At 56.9% G+C, this 21,207-nt stretch carries 20 protein-coding genes and 1 pseudogene; 5 read left to right on the top strand and 16 right to left on the bottom strand.

The window, feature by feature from the left end; genetic code table 11:
* Positions 1–98: 98 nt before the first annotated feature.
* The 4 genes and pseudogenes from BMZ46_RS21845 to BMZ46_RS21830 all read right to left on the bottom strand — a co-directional run bounded on the left by BMZ46_RS21845 (position 99) and on the right by BMZ46_RS21830 (position 3,369).
* The gene (locus tag BMZ46_RS21845; protein WP_074690740.1) at positions 99–1,553 is read right to left on the bottom strand and encodes an ATP-dependent nuclease; all 1,455 of its coding nucleotides are present in this window, start codon (positions 1,551–1,553) and stop codon (positions 99–101) included.
* Between the two features lie 203 nt (positions 1,554–1,756).
* Complete coding sequence (locus BMZ46_RS21840) at positions 1,757–2,263, bottom strand: DUF3916 domain-containing protein (RefSeq protein ID WP_256574569.1); 507 nt, start codon at positions 2,261–2,263, stop codon at positions 1,757–1,759.
* 125 nt (positions 2,264–2,388) lie between these two features.
* Positions 2,389–2,838 (bottom strand): annotated as a pseudogene (locus BMZ46_RS21835) (GNAT family acetyltransferase); the annotation flags it as partial.
* 168 nt (positions 2,839–3,006) lie between these two features.
* Positions 3,007–3,369, bottom strand: a complete 363-nt coding sequence (locus BMZ46_RS21830) for a DUF6124 family protein (RefSeq protein WP_074690741.1) — start codon at positions 3,367–3,369, stop codon at positions 3,007–3,009.
* Positions 3,370–3,939: 570 nt separating this feature from the next.
* Here BMZ46_RS21830 and BMZ46_RS21825 point away from each other — a divergent pair.
* The gene (locus BMZ46_RS21825; RefSeq protein WP_074690742.1) at positions 3,940–5,154 is read left to right on the top strand and encodes an aldose 1-epimerase family protein; all 1,215 of its coding nucleotides are present in this window, start codon (positions 3,940–3,942) and stop codon (positions 5,152–5,154) included.
* Positions 5,155–5,592: 438 nt separating this feature from the next.
* Positions 5,593–6,999, top strand: a complete 1,407-nt coding sequence (gene gabP, locus BMZ46_RS21820; protein ID WP_074690743.1) for a GABA permease — start codon at positions 5,593–5,595, stop codon at positions 6,997–6,999.
* 58 nt (positions 7,000–7,057) lie between these two features.
* Here gabP and BMZ46_RS21815 read toward each other — a convergent pair whose 3' ends face one another.
* From BMZ46_RS21815 to BMZ46_RS21795, 5 genes are all read right to left on the bottom strand, one after another.
* Complete coding sequence (locus BMZ46_RS21815; RefSeq protein ID WP_254778444.1) at positions 7,058–7,684, bottom strand: eCIS core domain-containing protein; 627 nt, start codon at positions 7,682–7,684, stop codon at positions 7,058–7,060.
* A 47-nt stretch (positions 7,685–7,731) separates the two neighbouring features.
* Entirely contained in the window at positions 7,732–7,998 is a 267-nt protein-coding gene (locus BMZ46_RS21810) for a hypothetical protein (protein ID WP_134333823.1), read from the bottom strand.
* Positions 7,999–8,148: 150 nt separating this feature from the next.
* Positions 8,149–8,655, bottom strand: coding sequence for a peptide-methionine (S)-S-oxide reductase MsrA (msrA, locus tag BMZ46_RS21805; protein ID WP_011333723.1), 507 nt, complete (start codon positions 8,653–8,655; stop codon positions 8,149–8,151).
* A gap of 421 nt (positions 8,656–9,076) precedes the next feature.
* Positions 9,077–9,613, bottom strand: coding sequence for a hypothetical protein (locus BMZ46_RS21800; RefSeq protein WP_039771094.1), 537 nt, complete (start codon positions 9,611–9,613; stop codon positions 9,077–9,079).
* Between the two features lie 138 nt (positions 9,614–9,751).
* Complete coding sequence (locus tag BMZ46_RS21795; protein WP_074690964.1) at positions 9,752–11,353, bottom strand: sensor domain-containing diguanylate cyclase; 1,602 nt, start codon at positions 11,351–11,353, stop codon at positions 9,752–9,754.
* 219 nt (positions 11,354–11,572) lie between these two features.
* Between BMZ46_RS21795 and ycaC the strand changes: the two genes are divergently transcribed.
* Complete coding sequence (gene ycaC / locus BMZ46_RS21790; protein ID WP_007958138.1) at positions 11,573–12,205, top strand: isochorismate family cysteine hydrolase YcaC; 633 nt, start codon at positions 11,573–11,575, stop codon at positions 12,203–12,205.
* A 77-nt stretch (positions 12,206–12,282) separates the two neighbouring features.
* Here ycaC and BMZ46_RS21785 read toward each other — a convergent pair whose 3' ends face one another.
* Together BMZ46_RS21785 and BMZ46_RS21780 are read right to left on the bottom strand one after the other, a co-directional pair.
* Positions 12,283–13,020, bottom strand: a complete 738-nt coding sequence (locus tag BMZ46_RS21785; RefSeq protein ID WP_074690746.1) for a Fic family protein — start codon at positions 13,018–13,020, stop codon at positions 12,283–12,285.
* The gene (locus tag BMZ46_RS21780; protein WP_074690747.1) at positions 13,017–13,280 is read right to left on the bottom strand and encodes a hypothetical protein; all 264 of its coding nucleotides are present in this window, start codon (positions 13,278–13,280) and stop codon (positions 13,017–13,019) included. Before BMZ46_RS21780 ends, BMZ46_RS21785 begins: the two co-directional genes overlap by 4 nt.
* Before the next feature lie 35 nt (positions 13,281–13,315).
* Between BMZ46_RS21780 and BMZ46_RS29400 the strand changes: the two genes are divergently transcribed.
* A complete protein-coding gene (locus BMZ46_RS29400) occupies positions 13,316–13,477 on the top strand; it encodes a hypothetical protein (RefSeq protein ID WP_170844935.1) in 162 nt (53 codons plus the stop codon).
* A gap of 18 nt (positions 13,478–13,495) precedes the next feature.
* Here the strand turns inward: BMZ46_RS29400 and BMZ46_RS21775 are convergent, their stop codons facing one another.
* The 5 genes from BMZ46_RS21775 to xylA form a co-directional block, all read right to left on the bottom strand.
* Entirely contained in the window at positions 13,496–14,485 is a 990-nt protein-coding gene (locus BMZ46_RS21775; protein WP_074690748.1) for a zinc-dependent alcohol dehydrogenase family protein, read from the bottom strand.
* A gap of 109 nt (positions 14,486–14,594) precedes the next feature.
* Positions 14,595–15,731 (bottom strand): sugar ABC transporter permease, encoded by a 1,137-nt coding sequence (locus BMZ46_RS21770; protein WP_039771099.1) that lies wholly within the window; start codon positions 15,729–15,731, stop codon positions 14,595–14,597.
* Entirely contained in the window at positions 15,732–17,288 is a 1,557-nt protein-coding gene (gene xylG, locus BMZ46_RS21765) for a D-xylose ABC transporter ATP-binding protein (protein ID WP_039771100.1), read from the bottom strand. It abuts the gene before it with no gap.
* 79 nt (positions 17,289–17,367) lie between these two features.
* A complete protein-coding gene (gene xylF, locus BMZ46_RS21760; RefSeq protein WP_039771102.1) occupies positions 17,368–18,369 on the bottom strand; it encodes a D-xylose ABC transporter substrate-binding protein in 1,002 nt (333 codons plus the stop codon).
* Positions 18,370–18,511: 142 nt separating this feature from the next.
* Positions 18,512–19,828: a xylose isomerase gene (xylA, locus tag BMZ46_RS21755; protein WP_074690749.1), complete on the bottom strand. Its 1,317-nt coding sequence runs from the start codon at positions 19,826–19,828 to the stop codon at positions 18,512–18,514.
* A 202-nt stretch (positions 19,829–20,030) separates the two neighbouring features.
* Between xylA and BMZ46_RS21750 the strand changes: the two genes are divergently transcribed.
* The gene (locus BMZ46_RS21750) at positions 20,031–21,206 is read left to right on the top strand and encodes a XylR family transcriptional regulator (protein ID WP_074690750.1); all 1,176 of its coding nucleotides are present in this window, start codon (positions 20,031–20,033) and stop codon (positions 21,204–21,206) included.
* Position 21,207 lies beyond the last annotated feature (1 nt).

Raw genomic sequence — 21,207 nt, 5'->3', positions numbered from 1 at the left:
ATGTCGACGTTGAAGCTGCCATGGACGATTCCAAGTTGCTTGGGATCATCTAAAAAGGGTGTGGGATTTGTGGGCCCCACTTTATCGCAAATTAGGTTTCACAAGTTTACGTGGCGCTCAATGCTCTCTATTAAAGTATCAAACTCATCGCTGATTCTTAAAATATACTGTTCAATTGCATTTGTTCTGATAACACTCTCTTCGGTTTCTGCTTCTGCAGCTAAACATTGTGCGAATTTGTGGTGGTCCGTGATACTGTTTTTCTCAAGCACCCAGTTCACGTCCAGGCCATATTTCTTCTTTAGAAAGTTTTGAATGTCAGGGTGCTGAAATACTTCTACTTCTGGAGGGCGGCTACCAGGAAATGAGTACAAACTTTCTTGAGGAGCGCTGCCAACATCAGCATCTCTTACGGCAATGGCTTTTTTGCCGGTTTTTTGAAGAACGCGAACGGCTTCGCGTACAGCGTCTTTATCTCCTATGTCGTGAATCGCAACGGTTTTTAATAATTCCTTCCGTTTTAATCTGATGACTTCTGTTAACAAAACTTTAGCAAAAATATCTTCGACGCAAATATCGAGTTGACGGACATGTCCCGATGAAAGAATAGACCTCACCTGATTGGATGAGATTCGATCGATTATTTCCACTCCGTTTTCGTCTCTAAGAATCAATTTCCTTGCTTCAGATGGTAGAGCTCCAATAATAACGCTAGAGTGTGTAGATAGGATAATTTGATGGTGGCGCCTGTTGCATACATCTATAAGATACTTCGCAAATTCGTACTGAGCACTTTCGTGCAATGATGTTTCAGGCTCTTCAAGAATAAACAAGCTTTGCTCTGGCGATGTCTCTAATGCATCTACCGTGTAAAGTATGCGACCTTCCCCAAAGCCCATATTGTTTTCAGAGTAAGAATATCCCAGCCTTGATGCGATCCCGACTTCAAGCTCTTTTCCTTTGTGAGAAATTCCTTGAAAGTTAACATCGTCATATTTGTGGCCTATGATTTTAGCCATTTTTTTTATGATGTCTTCTTCTATCTCTCTTTTATCGGTGAACAGTAATCGCGCGCCCCCGTAAATGCTTAGGTCTCGTCTTTCAACCTTTGGGATGTAAACGGTAAATCCTACATAATAACAGTGTCGCTCCGGTTGTCTTTTATATCCTGACCACGCAGATTTGGCGCGGGCAACAGAAACTTCCTGTGGTTTTTTATGATCGTCTGTTTCATAGAAGTAAGTTACTTTTGCGTCATCAGATATTGGCTTTGGGTCAGCTGGTGAAACCGGAAAGAAATCCTTGATGTATTGCCTTTTGTAATCGGTTGCGGTGGAAGGCTTCTTATATGCACAAATAGCAAGTTGCCCCAAAGTGCTTTTGCCTGCTCCATTGAGTCCTGAAATTACAGTAATCGGATAATCAAGGTTGAGTTCGAGCGATGAAATTCCCCTGAATCCTTCTATAACGACTTTCCTCAAACTAGATCCGAAGTTTGAATACCGGTTTTTTTCAATGTATTTAGATTGAATCTTTTTGGCGAAATCAGCCATCTGAAATCCTTTCTGGGTAGAACCCGTATGGTTGGTCGGCAGTGCTGTTCGGAAGCTACTATTTTGCCATTAGCTTGTCTACTACCCGTCCCAATCACCCGAATCAGGCCTAGCGAACAAAAGGGGACCGAACCTAAGAACAAAAGGGGACTGATTTATTTTTCTGAAGCAAAGCAGTCCCCGTTGTCGGATCGAGCCATTAGTCAGGCACGCTCCCCGATACACCACCACTGAACGTCAACTTCATCATCGTCCTGGGTTACATCATGTCCATGCTCAATGAATTGCTCGGGCAAATCCAAGGCTAGCCTATCGCTCAAGTGTATCGGGGCAAGCGAGTTCTGCTGCCCCAGAAAACTCAAGTAGTACTCACGATCATAGAACACAGTCACTTCACTCTGGTGTAACCAGGGCCAAGTCAATAAGCAGGCGACGCGGTAGTAGCCTTGGCTGCGATCCGCCGCGCGTGAAAGGTGGGCTGCTGCTTCGAGCAACTGCTGAACACAGAAGGCCTGCACTTCGATACGTGCTTGCGGACCTTGAACGAGGGTGTTGATTACCGGGATTTTCCAGTTTGAGTAGCGCTCGTGCTCATCGAAGCGAGGATGGAACTCACCGTTGAAACTCGCGGCCCAGTATTCCAATGCACGGAGATGGCGGGGGATGTTTCGGAGTTTTTTGTTACTGAGGCGCAATCTTCGCAAGGGCATGTCCTTATGGGGTGTGATGAAACTAACGGCTAGAAAAAATGGGGACGAGAAAAATGGCCACTGCTCACACCTGCGTCAGCGTCATTCTCTCCCGGCACTTAAGTCAAGGCGACTTGACCGGGCGTTTACCGAAAAAAGGGCTTCTCTTCAGGAACCACTATATTCGACTCGATCTTCTTCCCCATGCTGATGCGAGGTTCGGTCGAGTAGCCCAGAGACTCATAAAACGCTTTGACACTTTCATTTGAGCTGACGATTTGCAGATTGATTTTCATGCAGCCTCGCGCCGTCAAAGCCCCCTCTGCATGACGGACCAGACTCATCCCTATGCCTTTTCTGCGGTACGACGGGTGCACCGCCACCGAGTACAACCATCCACGATGGCCGTCGTATCCGGCGAGAACGGTGCCAACAACTTCATTTCCTGACAGGGCAACAAAGAAAAGGCCATCCGCTGCGGCCAGTTTTTTGTCGATAGCGAGGCTGGGAGTGTTGTGCGCGGTTTCGTAGCCGAAAACGGTTTGCCAGAGTTCCACGACGCAACGGCGATGGTGTTCATTTGAGTAGTCGGCAATAGCGTCCATGTTGTAGCCCTCACATTGAAGGGGCTGACGCTAGCGCCTTGGCGTAGGTAATGTCCACTGTCTCTTTTTGGCCAATAGCTGCCATTTACCATGGCAGCTATTGGCAACGCTCACTCCCTCTGTCGATGCGTGCTATCCGGACGTTAAGAGGGTAGGGGTTTAGCTCTTAACCTCAACATGATCCAACGCCTGGTTCACCGCCAACTCACTCAACATCACCAACTGCGCAATCCCGATCGCAGTCTTGCGATGGGCCGGCTCCAGCGTCGCAGCGAAGTTGTTGAGCATCTCGCTGGCCGAGCCCAATGATTCGCTGGCGTTGGCCAGGAGTGATTCGGTGTTGTAGGCCGGGTTGGCCATGTACATGGGGTCGTGTTTGTGATGGCTGCCCATGATCCGTTGCTGCGGTGTGAGGTAGTGATCGAGCGCGCGTTCGGCCGCTTCGTTGAGCGTTCGGGAGTCGGGAAATTTGTACGGGGAAACCGGATCGGTTTCCGGTGGGTTCGGTGTTGGTTTGAACATAGATGAATCTCCAGCACTTATTAAATGGGAGTCATCCACTCTCGCTACCAAACGAGGGGTGGCGACCATACGCAGGTTGGTAGACCGGAGCACTGGAACCGGCGCTTCCGAAGAAGCCCTGAGCATGGCCACCATAAATCCAGTCGCATGAATGCAACTGCATAGGTGACGCAATGCGTCAGCGCTGCGGGCTACCAAACCCGATCACTGTTTTTCAGTGACCCGGAAACGATAAAACCCGCACCCCAGACGCACAAGCCGGCGGATTCTGGCGTAGTCGTAGGCAATGACGCAAGACGCTGTAGCCGTGGGGAAGTAATGCCGGGCGTTTCTAAACACCATTCAAAAAACGCTTAAACACGTTGCCCTCGCCATGTCGAAATCAGACCCCATGCCGCTCCTGAATGAAAGCGGATTCCAGTCTGCGGGATAACGCAATCACATCGATTTCAATTTTCCAGTCCGTACCCATTCTTTCTCGGCACCTACCAGCGCGCATCACTTTTTAAGCTTGATGAATCGTTTCAGCAGGTTTATAAAAACGACACAACTCCAAGAAAGGCTGCTCCCATGACCCCGCTCAAACTCGTTGTTGCCCTCAGCGCACTGTCCGCTGCCTCCCATGCCATGGCCTGGGATTACGTTCTGCTCGACACCGACAAAGCTGCTCAAAACTGGCAGATCACCAGCCAGCAACTCGGCGTGAAAACCGACAAACCCTTCAGCGTCAGCCTGCGCACCTTGCATGGTGGTCGGCAGGAGGGCGTCAGCATTGTCGACATCGATAACGGCACGATGAAACTCTCGGTGGTGCCGACGCGGGGAATGAATGTCTTGCAGGCCTCGGTCGGCGACGTGCGCATGGGCTGGGATTCGCCGGTCAAGGAAGTGGTCAATCCGTCCTTCATCGAACTCAATGGTCGCGGTGGTCTGGGCTGGCTCGAAGGTTTCAATGAGCTGGTGACCCGCTGCGGATACGAATGGGTCGGTCACCCCGGCGTCGACAACGGCGAACTGCTGACCCTGCACGGCCGGGCCGCCAACATTCCTGCGAACAAAGTCACTCTGCACATCGATGAAACGCCACCGTACGCCATTACCCTGCGCGGTGAGCTGAAAGAGCAGGCGTTCAAGAAAGTCGACTTCTCCGTCGCCACCGAACTGGTCACCGAACCCGGCAGCGTAGTGTTCGCGCTTAACGACACTCTGACCAACAACGGTGACTATCCGAAGGAATACCAGGCGCTGTACCACAGCAACTTCAGCACCCCGTTTCTGGAGCAGGGCGCTCGTTTCGCCGCGCCTGTGAAACAAGTGTCGCCGTTCAACGACAAAGCCAAGGGCGATTTGCCCGAATGGCAAACCTACCGCGCACCGACCAAGGACTACGACGAAACTGTTTACAACGTCGTGCCGTATGCCGATGCCAAGGGCGATACGTTGACCGTGTTGCATAACAAGGCCGGCAGCCTGGGCGTTTCGGTTGGCTTCAATACGCAGACGTTGCCGGTGTTTTCCCTGTGGAAGAACACCGATACCCAACGCCAGGGTTATGTCACCGGGCTGGAGCCGGGGACGAGTTTTTCCTACAACCGCCGTTATCAGCGGCCACTGAACCTGGTACCGACAATCGGGCCGAAGGAACACAAAAACTTCCGCATCAGCTACAGCTTGTTGGCGGATAAGGCGGCCGTGGACAAGGCCTTGAAGCAGGTGAGCGACATTCAGGCCGGGCGGGAGACCGAGGTGCGGCAGACACCGTTGGTTGATCTGACCAAGAGCTGAAGCCGGCGGTCGCTCAACTGTTCAGCGACATCGGCTTGTGAAAAAGGGGACGTGAAAAAGGGGACTGATCTATTTTTCCTAAATAAATCAGTCCCCTTTTTTAGTCCCCTTTTTTAGTCATTTTTCCTAAATAAATCAGTCCCCTTTTTTACCCTTTTTTACCTTTTTTAATTTTGTGAAGGCGCTCTCGAACGGGCCCGAACGCTATTCACCATGTCGAAATCAGACACCGTCGTGCCGCTCCCAGGCTATTTGCGATCAACGCCGGGCACGTAAGGTGACGCATCATTTCATCGCCCTGCGTCGTCGTCCGACCGATTTGTAACGCTGCAGCGCTTGAGGTGCGCCGCTCTGGAGCAGGGCAAGAGGAAGAAATGATGATCGCCTGACACGTCGTCAGTACGCCCAAACGTCGATCACCAGAGAACAACAAAAACAATGAATAGCCTGAACTCGAAGGACTCGAACGGTCAGTTGGCGCAGGGCTTCAAGCCGCGTCATGTCACCATGCTTTCCATTGCCGGCATCATCGGTGCGGGGCTGTTTGTCGGCTCCGGCCACGCCATTGCCGCCGCCGGCCCGGCCGTCTTGCTCGCTTATCTCTTCTCCGGTCTGCTGGTCGTGCTGGTCATGCGCATGCTCGGTGAAATGGCCGTGGCTCACCCGGACACGGGATCGTTTTCCACCTATGCCGATCAGGCCATCGGCCGCTGGGCGGGGTTCACCATTGGTTGGTTGTATTGGTGGTTCTGGGTGCTGGTCATTCCGATCGAAGCGCTGGCCGCCGGGCATGTCTTGAATCAGTGGTTTCCTCAGGTCGATGCGTGGTTGTTTGCGTTGCTGTCGATCATTTTGCTGGTGGTGACCAACCTGTTCAGCGTGTCCAAGTACGGTGAGTTCGAGTTCTGGTTTGCGATGGCCAAAGTGGTGGCGATCATCGGGTTCATCGGGCTGGGTTTCGCGGTGTTGATGGGCTGGATTCCGGAGCGTGAGGCCAGCGGGTTGAGCCGGTTGATGGAAGAGCATGGCGGGTTTGCGCCCAATGGCTTGTCGGCGGTGGTCGGGGCGTTCATCACCATCATGTTCAGTTTTATCGGAACCGAAGCGGTGACCATCGCGGCCGCCGAATCGAGCAACCCGGCGCAGAACATCGCCAAGGCCACGCGCTCGGTGATCTGGCGCATCGGCGTGTTTTATCTGCTGTCGATTTTCGTGGTGATTTCCGTGGTGCCGTGGAACGATCCGCTGCTGGCGTCCGTCGGTTCTTACCAGCGCGCGCTGGAGTTGATGAACGTTCCCAACGCCAAATTCCTGGTCGATGTGGTCGTGCTGATCGCAGTGGCCAGTTGCATGAATTCCTCGATCTACATTTCTTCGCGGATGCTGTTCTCGCTGGGTCGTCGTGGCGATGCTCCGCAACCGCTGAAAGTGACCTCCGCGGCGGGCGTGCCGAGGTCGGCGGTGATCGCCAGCACCGTGATCGGTGCCGGGGTGACGCTGTTCAGCTATTTCATGCCGGCCGGATTGTTCCAGTTTCTGCTCGCGAGTTCCGGTGCGATTGCGTTGCTGGTTTATCTGGTGATCGCGGTTTCGCAATTGCGCATGCGCCGGATGCTGCGTCGGCAGAACGTCGAGCTGACGTTTCGCATGTGGCTGTTTCCATGGCTGACGTGGCTGGTGATCGCGTTCATCTGCGCCGCGCTGGCGGTGATGATGGTCACGCCCGAGCATCGTCTGGAAGTGACGTCGACCATCGGCCTGGCGCTGGCGATTTCCTTTATCGGTCTGGTGACCACGCGCCAGCATGGACAGGCGAGGGTGGCGGTTTCAGCGGGCAAGGCCTAGGTGTTTCTGGTGCTTGAACGGTGGGGCTGGCCCCGGCATGGACGCAGGGGATGTCCGATCACCGGGCTTCGGCTCGCAGCCAACGTCTGACTTCGCCCTGTATCGCATACGCCGGTGCCTCGACCGCATTGAAATCCTGCGTGTAGCGCTGCGCAAACCCGTCGACTCCCCATTCCTGAAACTGCTGCACGTGCTTCAGTTCGTGGGCCCAGAGCGCGAAGTTGTGTTCTGCGGTTTCAGCATCGCGGAACAGGATGATGTCGATCAGCGTCACCGCGCCGACATCCGGGTTTTGCAGGATGGCCGTGGCGGCGTTGTATTGGCCGCCGTTGGTGACTTTGTAGTGCACGGCATCGAGGACGCCGGGGTCATACCAGCGCAACAGTTGCTCCCGGATGTGCGGGGGAATCGGTTTGATCTCGGTGCTGGCGGCTTCGGCGCGGGCCTGGGTCAATCCCATCGCCAGAGCGGGTGCCGCGATCAGGAACAGGTCTTCAGACAGACGCCCCGGGTCCGGCAGGCAAATGCAGCTGTCGAGACACACTTGTTTTTCGCCGGCGGGGCAGGTGTCAGCCTGGGCTGGTGCTGCAAGCGTCAAGCAAAGGACCAAGCACAAAAAGGGGGACGCGCCGAAGGCCCCTCGGTGTACGACCCTTTCATTTTGCGTCGCCCCATACATAGGCATTCCATCTACGGGTGGTCAGGTGGCAGATCCGGAGTACTGGTGTTTCTTTACGGTTTTGGCACTCGTGTCATTGCTTCCAAAAGCTGCCCATCAAAATATTCGGTGTCATCACGCTCATCAGCGTCCATGCGCCGTTTCGCCTCAATGAGCATCTGCTCGAAAGCAATATCCTGATTCAGAAAAGTCGCGACCATCAGGTCACTCAACTGCTCGATGGGTGTGTCCCAGGCCTCTCTGCAGCGCTGCGTGAGCCCTGTCGGGGCATCTCCTGACCAAGGGCCTAAAAGTTTTGCGACGGTCAGCTTCGAGGTCATCGGGTCTTGCTCATAAAGAGATATGAAGGGGGGCATTTCCAAGGCTAGATCAAGCTGAGGGGTTGTTGGTGCTCGCACCTCAGGTACGACGAAGAAAGGGATCAGGCACAACGCGACCAATACCGCGTTGCACACAGACCCCGCTGCACCTCAACCGCGTTTCGGCAGCTTCCAGTTCGGGCGAATGAAGTGGCAGGTGTAGCCATTCGGAATGCGCTCAAGGTAATCCTGATGCTCCGGCTCCGCTTCCCAGAACGGGCCCGCCGGTTCGATTTCGGTGACCACCCGGCCTGGCCACAGGCCTGATGCGTCGACGTCGGCAGCGGTGTCTTCGGCGATATCGCGTTGCTGCTCGTTCAGGTAGTAGATCGCCGAACGATAGCTCGGACCGAGGTCGTTGCCCTGGCGGTTGGGTGTGCTCGGGTCGTGGATCTGGAAGAAGAACTCGAGGATCTGCCGATAGCTGATCACGGCAGGGTCGAAGACGATTTCGATGGCTTCGGCGTGATTGCCATGATTGCGGTAAGTGGCGTTCGGCACGTCGCCGCCGGTGTAACCGACCCGCGTCTGCAGCACGCCGGGGTAGCGGCGCAACAGATCCTGCATGCCCCAGAAGCAGCCGCCGGCGAGAATCGCAGTTTCGGTTTGAGTGGTCATGGCATGTCCTTCCTCTCGAATGGGTCGCAGATGTTCCTTGATATGAGGGAGTGTGGGCCGATTCCAAGGTTGAGCCGGTAAATAAATCATGAAGCGCGGGCTTTCGGAATTCTCCTGCTTTTGCTTCACGTCACTGTCTTTGGAGCGCCCGGCGCGGGGCGCGCCAATATTGAAGCGAAAAAAACCGCCAATCAGGCGGTTTTTTCAAAGCGGGATTCAGGTTCTGCCACCGGCGAGCCAACCATCAGGCTCCATTTCTTTGCCACACGTTGCGGCTACTTTCAAAAAGTGCCGCTGACTAGCGGAAACCCTGATGGGCAAACCGGGCTCTTCGGCACGAAGTCTGGAAGCAAGCGCTGGTTGAGCTTTTGGCTTCTTGTGTTTCATGGACACCTCTCGTGTCTGGTTGCTTGAGTCGATCTTATGGGGGGGCCAGTGGAAAGACAAGGCGGTCAGTCGTGTCAAAATAAAATCCAAGCGTTTGGTAGTAGGAGATAGCACCTGAGTCAGGTTCTTGAACTTCAATTTCGGTACATCCCAGCTTTCGGGCATAGAACTCTGTTGTCAGTAGTGCCATTGGTGCGATCCAGCCTCGCAGGGTATGGGCCTTGCAGGTGTGACCCTGCAAAAGAACGATTTTTATGCAGATTGTGCTTTTTCGTGGCGTTGCATAGCACAAACCGCACAGCTCATCTTCGTACCAGAAAGCCAAGTCCAGACCTTTTGCATCTTTTGTTTTCCACTCAAGTACATCATCCCATGGGTACCCAATGGGCCCGCTCCACTGATGATATGCGTTGATTGCCAAGGGCGTGATCGGGTCGATCCTGAGCAACTGAGCATTAATCCCGGCTGCCAGAGCTCCTGGATCCATGGAAAGTGTTTCATGCGCAAGTTTGCGGGCTTCTGATTTGAGCGTTTGGTTTCGGAGTTCGGTACCTTTGCCTTTTCTTCGCATCGTCTGTGTTCTGTCCGGATCAGGCAGCAGACGGTATCGAAGGCGAGGGCGCCCACGTAATCAGGCGTGAGGGACGGCTGATGTAGGACGCTGCTTATGTACTTGAAGGACGCTGGAATTGGCGGGTGGTAGTTGCTCTCAGCGATCGGTACGCGGCATGGCCGCAATCGGCTGTATTTGCCGGGATGCCTGCGCCGAACACCAGCGATTCCGGCCCTGTTGCTTGGCCTGATAGAGGCAAGTGTCCGCCGACTTGAGCAAAGTGGCCGGGGTCACCGCATCGTCAACCGGATAGCGCGTGGTGATCCCCGCACTCGCGGTGACGTATCCCAGTGGATGCCCGGCATGTTCAAGCTCCAGTGAACGAATGGTCTGCAGAATGTCTTCGGCCACCTGAATCGCCCCGGCGTTGTCGGTGTTGGGCAACAGCACGGTGAATTCCTCGCCGCCGTAGCGCACGGCCAGATCCGAGGGGCGTTTGACCGCTTTGCGGATGCCGTCGCCGACCGCGATCAGGCAGTCATCGCCGGCGGCATGACCGTACTGGTCGTTGTAGCGCTTGAAGTAGTCGACATCGAGCATGATCAATGACAGCGGCGAACCCTGACGCCGGGCCAGGCGAATCTCGTCCGTCAGCGCCGCGTCCAGGCGTCGGCGATTGCCGAGGCCTGTGAGGCTGTCGGTCAGCGCCATGTCGCGCATGGTCTTGTGCGCGGAACGGATCTCCCGTTCCATCGCCATCCGCTGACGCAACTGGCTCAGAACGATGAGCCCGAAACAGGCCAGGACCAGAATCAGGAACACCAGCACGAATCCGTTTTTCAGCAGGTCCTGGCGCCACGGCGCGATGATGGAGTCACGGGACAAACCGGCCTCGACCACCAGCGGATAGGTGGTCAGCGCGCGATAGCCATAAAGGCGTTCGGTGTCGTCGACCACCGCCCTGATCTGGACAATGCCCTGGTTGGCATTGGGCAGGTAGGTCTTGAAGATCTCGCTGTTCGCCAGGCTTTTGCCGACCACGGAGGCAATGAACGGCCGGCGCACGAGGATCGTGCCGTCGCGCATCGCCAGCACCAGCGCGCCTTTATCATCGATGCGGAAGTCACCGTAATAGTCGACGAAATAACTGACCTTGACCGTCCCCAGCAGCACACCGGCGAACGAGCCGTCGGGGTTGTTCAAACGCCGCGAGATCGGAATGATCAGGTCATGGGTGGAACGGCTTTCCACCACCTGACCGATGCGCACGTGCCGGTCTTCATGGGTGCGGTGGTACTGGAAATAATCGCGGTCGGCGTTGTTGGCGGTTTCGGGCGTGACCTCCTTGTCGGTCACGATCCACTGGCCGTCCGGGCCGTAGATGAACAGGCCATGCAGCTGCGGCATGATTTTCGACTGCTGGATGAGCAGCTTGTGAATCCGTGCCACATCCAGGTTCTGCAAACCATCGCCTTCGACCCGTTCGGCTAGCCCCGCAGTCAGCACATCGACCTGGCGGATGGTGTCCTCGGCATGTTGCGCCGTGGCGCGGGCGAGGTTGGTTACCGAATCACGCGCGGAAGCAAAGACCGAACGATAGTCACGCCACGTCCTCCAGCTCTCGACGGTCAGAAAAGCCACGACCACCATCAGCATGAAACTGACGGTCAGGCGAAAGGTCGAACCGGCCTTCACGCCTTGACGAGGCGCGCGCGGTGTTTCATCTGGGGTGGGCGCTTGCGTGTTGCGTCCGGGCATCAACATTCCCTGGCTGTCGTTGTGAGCGAGTGAACAGTATGACAAGGATCGGGGGGAAGGTCGGGCTGGCTGTGTGATCTGCTCGGCAGTTTGAGCGAATTGTCCGTTTTGAGTTGACGGTGAAACGCTTTTCAGACGATTTATCGCTTTCAGGCGAGTCAGTAATCTGTGCCCATCTTGAACGCAAACGAACTTCCACAATTAAAAAGGGATTCACACATGAGCACTCCAACCTACAACCGCCTGAACAAAGACGACGCCGTAGTTCTGCTGGTCGACCACCAGACCGGTCTGATTTCTCTGGTTCAGGACTTCTCGCCAAACGAGTTCAAGAACAACGTGCTGGCGCTGGCCGATCTGGCCAAGTTCTTCGAATTGCCGACCATCCTCACCACCAGTTTCGAACAAGGCCCGAACGGCCCGCTGGTGCCGGAACTCAAGGAAATGTTCCCGGACGCGCCATACATCGCCCGTCCAGGCCAGATCAACGCATGGGACAACGAAGACTTCGTCAAGGCGATCAAGGCCACCGGCCGCAAGCAGATCATCATTGCCGGTGTCGTGACCGATGTGTGCGTAGCGTTCCCGACCCTGTCGGCGCTGGCGGAAGGGTTTGACGTGTTCGTGGTGACCGACGCCTCCGGCACCTTCAACACCACCGTGCAGCAAGCGGCGTGGAACCGCATGACCCAGGCCGGTGCACAGATGATGAACTGGTTCTCGGTAGCCTGCGAACTGCACCGCGACTGGCGCAACGACATCGAAGGCCTGGGCAACCTGCTGTCCCAGCGCATTCCGAACTACCGCAACTTGATGAACGGCTATGCCGCACTGACGGCGCATCAGAAATAACCGGATGCTGGATAGATGAAAGCCTGCTTTGAAAAAAGCAGGCTTTCGTTTTTATTGCGTTATTCCGGACGCGTTCGTCATTCGATTAGCTGAGCTCTATAGATTTTATAGAGCTGCTGAACCTCCGGATCATCAAGGTTCCCATACGAAATGCCTTCTTTGTCCAGGCCATCCAATCCTTTTATGCCGCCGATCATCTCCGGCCATTCGTCACGGCTGGAGATGTCGATGACGAAAGGTAACAGGTAGGTGTCGAGATGCCCTTTGAATGGATCTTGAATTTCATTGCTGAGTGCGCGGAGATATTCGTCCTTGTTGGTTTTTGACCAATTGATGGCAAACCTCGTCCGATAGCACAGTTCCATGTACACAAGCAGTATTGTGCGGCCATTGCCATCCAGAAACGGGTGAGCAGAGGCGAGCTGCCCCATCACTTCCCCTGGACGATCTCTGAAGCGTTTCTTGTTTGCTGCAAGTTCAAGAGCGTACTCGACGGACCTTTTAATGAGGTCGGGACGTTCAAAGACGGTGTGGTGAGGATCCTCTTTCGATCCCTTGAAAACAGCGAGGTGGGGTACCAGTTCGTTCCTGTCTTTTCCCGCCCAGGGATAAAAACCTGAGAACAGGATTTCATGTGTCTTAAGAACGGATTTGAAATCGATGGTTTTTTTCTTGGCCAGATAGGCCAGAGCGTCTTCGATACTCGCTTCGAAGGCGAGATGCTCGGACTCTTTTACTTCAGTGGGGTCTTTGAGCTTGAGCGAGTTTTGAAGGTAACCCGCTGTTTCGAAATCGCCGAAAGGATCAAATGTCATGCACTAAGCTTCTTTTTCGAACGCCTCTTTTCCATAAGGTAGCGTCCTTGGTACGACATGATTTCGGACTTGTTCAGCACACCTTTCTTTTTGAGGTTGACGAGCAATTGCTCAACGCCGTCCAGCTCGACAACATCTCCTGCCAGACGAGTGATGGTAACCGCCATGCAGCTCATGCTGTCACGGTCTGCGGTAACGTGATGTGCCTTGGCAAGCCGACGAACCTCGGTTGCTACGCTGTCAGTGGCTGGTTTAGTCATTATGAAAGCCCTTGTTCACTTGCTCTGAGCATAGCATGACGCCGGTCACGCAGATTTTCCAGCCGGCGCATCCCGAACTGCCACAGCCTGATGAACGGTTACGCAAGCTCGCAGCCAACCAAAAACTAATGCTTACTAACAGAGGAAAGCCTGCTTTGAAAAAAGCAGGCTTTCGTCGTTTCTACCGCAAACAGTAGAGCAGGGGACTCGTCACCTCAAACCGTGACGACAATCTTCCCGACCTGCTGATTGGCCTCAAGAAAGCGATGCGCCTCCTGAATGTCATCCAGACCAAATGTCCTGGCAATGATCGGTTGCAGCGCACCTGAAGCCAGCCCGTCGCCGATGAAAACCTTGGCGCGTGCCAGGGTGGCCGGGTCGGAGACGACCTCCGAGTAGAGGTAACCCTTGAGGGTCAGGCATTTTCCCAACACGGTGAACAGCGGGAACGGCGTCGGCTCAGGGCTCAATGCGCCGTACTCCAGCAGGATGCCGCCGCGCGCCATGCTTTGGGTCAGCGGTTCGAACGACGGGCCGCCCACCGGATCGAACACCACCCGCGCGCCTTTGCCGTCGGTCAACGCCATGACGGCTGCAACCATGTCTTCTTCATCGCTGACGATCACGTGCGCGGCGCCGGCGTCGAGCAAGGCCTGTTTCTTGGCGCGGGTGCGGGTGACGGCAATCGAAGTAGCGCCGACCATTTTCGCGATCTGGAAGGCTGCCAGGCCGACGCTGCTGGAGGCGGCGGTGACGATCACGAAATCATCCTTTTGCAATTTGGCCTGTTCGACCAGCGCACCCCACGCGGTGACGTATTGCATCCAGGACGCCGCCGCTTGTTCAAACGACAGGTTTTGCGGGTGTTTGACGGTGAGGTGGGCGGGCACGTTGGCCAGTTCGCCGTAAGTACCCCAGCGCGCGATGTCCAGCGGCGGAATCAGGCTGACGGCATCACCGATGTTGAATTCACTGACGTTGGCGCCAACCGCGACCACCACGCCTGCAGCTTCGTAGCCGAGACGGCTGGGAAACTCTGCTTCCTGCAGATAGGCGTGATTGCGGAACATCACTTCGGCGCGATTCAGACCAAAGGCTTTGACCTCGATCTGCACTTCGTCCGCTGCGGGCGCCGGGACGTCGACGTTTTCCAGTTTGAGGACGCTCGCGTCACCGTATTCATGAATCCTGACAATGCGTGCCATCTGTACTTCCTCGGTTATCGATGAAATTGCACCGACTTGATCCGGTGCCATGGACGCCAATTTAGGCTTTGGCCCGCTCCGGATAAAGGCCTGGGATGGCAGCAGCCTGTCACCGTCGCCCAGTCCGCGTACTCACATCCACCCAGACAGCCAACACCAGAATGCTGCCCTTGACGATCATCTGCCAGTAGCTGTCGACGTCGAGCATGGACATGCCGTTGTCCAGGCTGGTGATGACCAGGGCGCCGAGGAGGGCGCCGTAGACTGTGCCGGAACCGCCGCGCATCGAGGTGCCGCCGATGAAGCAGGCGGCGATGGCGTCGAGTTCGCCCATGCTGCCGGCCGAGGGTGAGCCTGCGGCCAGGCGTGCGGTGTTGACCACGCCGGCGAGGGCGCACATCACGCCCATGATCCCGAAGATCCACAGTTTCACGGCCTGCACATTGATACCGGACAGGCGCGTCGCTTCCATGTTGCTGCCCACGGAATAGACGCGTCGGCCGAACACGGTCTGGCTGGTCACGTAGCTGAAGCCGCCCAGCAGGATCAGCAGAAGCAGGACCGGCACGGGAATGCCGTCATAGCTGTTGAGGGTCTGGACGAAACCGGCCAGCACCGCGCCGATCAGCAACACGCGTGCCACGTCACGCACCAATGAGTGCGCTGCCAGACCGTGAAGGGCGCGATTGCGCCGTTGTTTCCAGGTCAGGAACAACGTCAGTGCGAACAGCAGGACGCCCAGACCTGCGCCAACCGCATGTGGAAGATAACCCTGGCCGATGTAGACGAGTTCCGGCGACACCGGCGCAATGGTCGTGCCGCCGGTGATCCCCAGCAAAATCCCCCGAAAAGCCAGCATGCCCCCCAGCCCCACGATGAACGACGGAATGCGCAGGTAGGCCGCCATGTAGCCGTTGGCGAGGCCGATCAGCAGTCCGCACACCACCACAAGGCTGAGATTCGCCAGCAGCGGTATGTGATAGACAACATCGAGAATGGCTGCCACGCCTCCGAGCAGGCCCAGCAATGAGCCGACGGACAGATCGATCTCGCCGCTGATGATCACCAGCACCATGCCGCAGGCGAGGATCCCGGTAATCGACATCTGGCGCAGCAGGTTGGAGAGGTTGCGCGGCGTCAGAAATCCGCCCTCGGTCTGCCAGCTGAAGAACAGCCAGATCAACGCCACGGCAAACACCAGTGCGAGCATCTTGTAGCGGGTGAAAAGTTGTTTGACCTGATTCATTTACGCGGATTTCCGATCTTTATTGTTATGGCTGTCAGGCTGGCTGAGTGCGGCGGCGAGCACCTGTTCCTGGGTGAGTTCATGGTTGATGAAGTCACCCCGCAGTTGGCCTTCGCCGATGACCAGGACGCGGTCGGAAACGCCGAGCACTTCGGCCAGTTCCGAAGACACCATGATGATCGACACGCCTTCGGCGGCCAGCATCCCCATCAACTTGTAGATCTCATACTTGGCGCCGACGTCCACCCCTCGGGTCGGCTCGTCGAGAATCAGCACCCGGGGCCGTGTCAGCAGCATCTTCGCCAACACGGCTTTCTGTTGATTGCCCCCGGACAGGCTGGTGATCGGCAGGAACGGGCTCGCGGTCTTGAGGTGCAGGCGGGAAATTTCCCGATCGATGCTGCCCAGTTCGGCTTCGGCGTCGATGCGGGTCAGTTTCGAGAAACTGTCCAGCACGGCCAGGGTGATGTTCTGGCCGACACCCAGGTCGGGAATGATGCCCTGACGCTTGCGGTCCTCGGGCACCAGGCACACGCCGGCGCGGATCGATTTGAGCGGCGTGCGGGTGTCTATGGGTTTGCCGTCCAGCCAGACTTCGCCTTCGTGGCGACCGGGGTAGGCGCCGAACAGCGCGGTCACCAGCTCCGTGCGGCCGGCACCGACCAGCCCGGCGATGCCGAGGATTTCCCCGCGTTTGAGGCTGAAGGACACGTCGTCGACCCGTTTGCGTTTGGGGTTGTCGACGTCGTAGCAGGTGATGTGGCGCGCCTCGAAAATCACCTCGCCGATGTCGTGGGGTTCGGTGGGGTAGAGGTTGCTCATTTCCCGGCCGACCATCTGGGTGATGATCTGTGGGATATCCATGTTTTCCATGGCGGTCGTGGCGATGTGTTTGCCGTCGCGGATCACCGAGATGGTGTCGCAGACAGCGGCCACTTCATCGAGCTTGTGGGAGATGTAGACGCAGGCGACGCCCTTGGCTTTGAGGTCGCGGATGATGTCCAGCAACACCTCGATTTCCGAACGGGTCAGGGCCGACGAAGGTTCATCGAGGATCAGCAGGCGCGCCTGTTTGTTCAGGGCCTTGGCGATTTCCACCAGTTGCTGATAACCGCCACCGTACTGCGAAACCGGCAGCGAAACGTTCATGTCCGGCACTTTCAGTTCACGCATCAGAGCTTCGGCGCGGTGGATCATCGCCGGGTAATTCATCCGCCCACCCGGCAGCGTCAGCTCATGGCCCATGAAAATGTTTTCGGCCACCGAGAGGTCGGGAACCAGCGTCAGCTCCTGGTGAATGATGACGATACCAGCGGCTTCCGTTTCGCTGATCGACTGCGCCTTGAGCGGCTGACCGTCCCAGAGGATTTCACCGTCCCAGGTGCCATGGGGATAAACCGCAGACAGGATTTTCATCAGCGTGGACTTGCCGGCGCCATTCTCGCCGCACAGCCCGACGCATTCCCCCGGCCGGACCTTGAGGTCGATGCCATTGAGCGCTTTGACACCGCCGAAGGTTTTGACGATGCCGTTCATTTGCAGCAGGTAGTCGGACATGGCAGAGGCTCATAAGCGGCAGATACGGGACTGAACCCGCAGGAGCAGAACGCCTGCGGGGGGCATCACTCAGTGAGTGTCACTGTCCGGCGATCTGCGCCTTGGTGTAGAAGCCGTCCTGTTCCAGCAGGTCGATGTTGTCCTTGGTCAACGGGGTCGGGGTTAGCAGGATGGTGTCGACTTTTTTGCTGCCGTTGTCGTACTGCGAGCCGTAGGCGGGTTTCTCATTGCGCGCCAGTTGCACCGAGAGTTTGGCGGCTTCGGAGGCAATCAGTTTCAGCGGCTTGTACACCGTCATGGTTTGCGTGCCGGCAATCACCCGCTTGACTGCTGCCAGGTCCGCGTCCTGTCCGGAGATCGGTACTTTGCCGGCCAGTTGCTGAGCGGCCAGGGCCTGAATGGCGCCGCCGGCCGTGGCGTCGTTGGAGGCGACGATGCCGTCGATTTTGTTTTCGTTGCGGGTCAGGGCGTTCTCAACAATGCTCAGCGCCTCGGTAGGGTTCCATTCCTTCACCCATTGCTGGCCGACGATCTTGATATCACCCTTGTCGATGGCCGGTTGCAGCACCTTCATCTGACCTTCGCGCAACACTTTCGCGTTGTTGTCGGTGGGCGCGCCACCCAGCAGGAAGTAATTGCCCTTGGGCGCTGCATGCAGCACGCCGCTGGCCTGCATCTCGCCGACCTTTTCGTTATCGAAGGAAATGTAGGCGTCGATATCGGCGTTGAGTATCAGACGGTCATAGGACACGACCTTGATTCCGGCTTTCTTCGCCTCGGCCACGGCATTGGTCAGCACGGTGGCGTTGAATGGCACGATGACGATGACATCGACACCACGGGAAATCAGGTTTTCGATTTGCGAAATCTGCTTCTGCTCGTTGGCATCGGCCGACTGCACGAAGACCTTGGCGTCCATTTTTTCTGCCGCAGCAACGAAGTAATCCCGATCGCGGGACCAGCGTTCCAGCCGCAGGTCATCAATGGAGAAGCCGATTTTCGGGTGGGCGGCGTCGGCCATAACCGGCAGCGAAAGCAACGCCAGGGCGCCGGCAAACAGCGTGCGTTTTACGTTCTTCATGGTGGTGCGTCCTTTTATTTTTGTTTGAAAGACACGGCCTGACGATGAATATCGGGCTGGTGGAACTGTAGAGAATCAGCAGGCGAAACGGACTACAGATTTGTCGCGCAAATGTCACAGCGTCCGCAGTCCTCATTGGCGATCAGCGATAGATAAACCGGTTGACGAGGTTTTCGAGCATTTCCTGCCGACCGCTGACGGCCTGCGGGTTCAGTTCGTTGGCGAAGGCGTGCTCGGCCAGGGATTGGAGATTGAACTCACCCGCCAGCACCGACTGGCCGAAGGGCTGCTGCCAGCCGGCATAGCGTTGGTCCTTGAGCCGTTGCAGCTGGTCGTTCTGGACCATGGCGGCGGCCCGCTCGAGCGACAGGGCGAGGACGTCCATGGCCCCGACGTGACCGTGAAACAGATCGACTTCGTCGAGGCTCTGGCGGCGCACCTTGGAGTCGAAGTTGAACCCGCCATTGCCGAAGCCGCCGGCGTTGAGGATTTCATAAGTGACGAGGGTCATTTCCTCGACGCTGTTGGGGAATTGATCGGTGTCCCAACCGTTTTGCGGATCGCCCCGGTTGGCGTCGATGCTGCCGAAAATCCCCAGCGAGACGGCCGTCGCCACCTCGTGATGGAAACTATGACCGGCCAGGGTCGCGTGGTTGGCTTCGATGTTGACCTTGATTTCCTTTTCCAGACCGAACTGCTGGAGAAAACCGAATACGGTGGCACTGTCGTAATCGTATTGGTGCTTGGTCGGTTCCTGCGGTTTGGGCTCGATCAGCAGGTCACCTTTGAAGCCGATCTTGTACTTGTGCTCGACCACCATGCGCATGAAACGACCCAGTTGTTCGCGCTCGCGTTTCAAGTCGGTATTGAGCAGGGTTTCGTAGCCTTCGCGACCGCCCCACAACACATAGTTGGAGCCCTTTAGTCGTTGAGTCGCGTTCATGGCGCTGAAAACCTGGGCCGCGGCGCAGGCGAACACTTCAGGATCCGGGTTGCTGGCGGCGCCGGCGGCAAAGCGCGGATTGCTGAAGCAGTTGGCGGTGCCCCACAGCAGCTTGATTCCGCTTTCTTCCTGATGGCGTTCCAGGTGATCGACCATTTGGGCGAAGTGGTTGCGGTACTCCTTCAGCGAATTGCCTTCGGGGGCGACATCCGTGTCGTGAAAGCAGTAGTAGTCGATACCCAGCTTGGAGAAAAATTCGAACGCGGCCTGCGCCTTGCCAATGGCCAGTTCCATCGGGTCACCGGCGTGTTGCCACGGGCGCTTGAACGTCCCGGCGCCGAACACGTCGGAGCCCGGCCAGACAAAGGTGTGCCAATAACAGGCGGCCATGCGCAGGTGTTCGCGCATGGGCTTGCCGAGGATGATTTTGTCGGCGTCGTAGTGACGGAAGGCAAGGGGAGAATCGCTGGCAGGACCTTCGTAGCGAATCCGGTCGACATCGGGGAAGTACGGCATTGGCAATGTCCTTGTTGTTCTTGGTTGTTGTTCTCGGTTGTTGTTCTTGGGGCGTGTCCCGATACTAGCAACGGCCCCGTGCCTGCCGATTGCGAAAATCACCAACACGCAGTGCGATTTTGCGTATTGAGATTCGCCCTCTGCGCGCCTAGTCTGTGCAGACCGCCTCTACGGCAAGGGGCCCGGAACAAGCCTGAAAACAATGAAAACCGTACCGCCTGTTCACCGTATCGCCCTGTTGTTCAACGGGAGCAAGATCTATGACCGCGGCATCATCAGCGGCATCGGCAACTACCTGAGCAGCACGCGCGCGTCCTGGGATCTGTTTCTGGAAGAGGATTTTCTCTGCCGCTTGAAGGGCATCGAGCGCTGGCAGGGCGACGGCATCATTGCCGACTTCGACGACCCGTTGATCGGCGAGGCGCTGGCCGACATCAAGTTGCCGGTGGTGGCGGTGGGTGGTTCTTATCAGGATGAACGGGCCTATCCCAAAGGTATCCCGTACGTTGCGACCGACAATAACGCGCTGATCACCATGGCTTACGAGCACCTGATCGAGGCCGGGCTGCAACGGTTCGCCTGCTTCAGCCTGCCTGAGGCGCAGGCCAATCGTTGGGCTCAGGAGCGCGAAAAAGCCTTTCTACGATTGATGCAACGGGACGGCTTGCACGCCGAGGTCTATCGCGGCATGGGCACCAGCGCACCACTGTGGGACAGCGCCGTCGAACAGTTGATCGCCTGGCTGCAAAGCCTGCCCAAGCCGATTGGCATCATCGCGGTCAGTGACGCCCGCGCCCGGCAGTTGCTGCAAGCCTGCCTGACCGCCGGCATCGCCGTGCCGGAGCAGGTGGCGCTGATCGGCATCGACAACGACCCGCTGACCCGCAGCCTGACCCGGGTCCCCCTGAGTTCGGTGATCCAGGGCACTGAAACCATGGGCCGCACCGCCGCGCAACTGCTGCACCAGATGCTCCACGGCAAACCGTCAACGGGCGTGCATGTCCTGATCCCGCCCGAAGCGATCAACGTCCAGGTGTCGAGCTTGCATCAACCGTTGGGCAACCCCTACGTGATGCAGGCGCTGCTGTTCATCCGCCAATATGCCTGCCAGGGCATCAAGACCGCGCAAGTGGCGGCTTATGTCGGCGTGTCGCGTTCCTCGCTGGAGTCGCATTTTCGCGCGGCGCGGGGCTGCAGCGTGCATGACGAGATTCTGCGTTTCAAACTGGCGGCGGCCACCCGCGGGCTGGAAAAAACCGACACGGCGATTGCGGACGTTGCCCGCACGTGCGGTTTCAAATCCGCGCAGTACCTGCACACGGTGTTCCGCCGAGAGTTCGGGTGTACGCCCCGTGAATATCAGCAGGGCGCCCGATAGA

The organism is Pseudomonas sp. NFIX49 (genome assembly GCF_900115915.1).
Lineage (GTDB): Bacteria > Pseudomonadota > Gammaproteobacteria > Pseudomonadales > Pseudomonadaceae > Aquipseudomonas > Aquipseudomonas pharyngis.
This window is presented reverse-complemented; position numbering and strand designations above follow the sequence as displayed.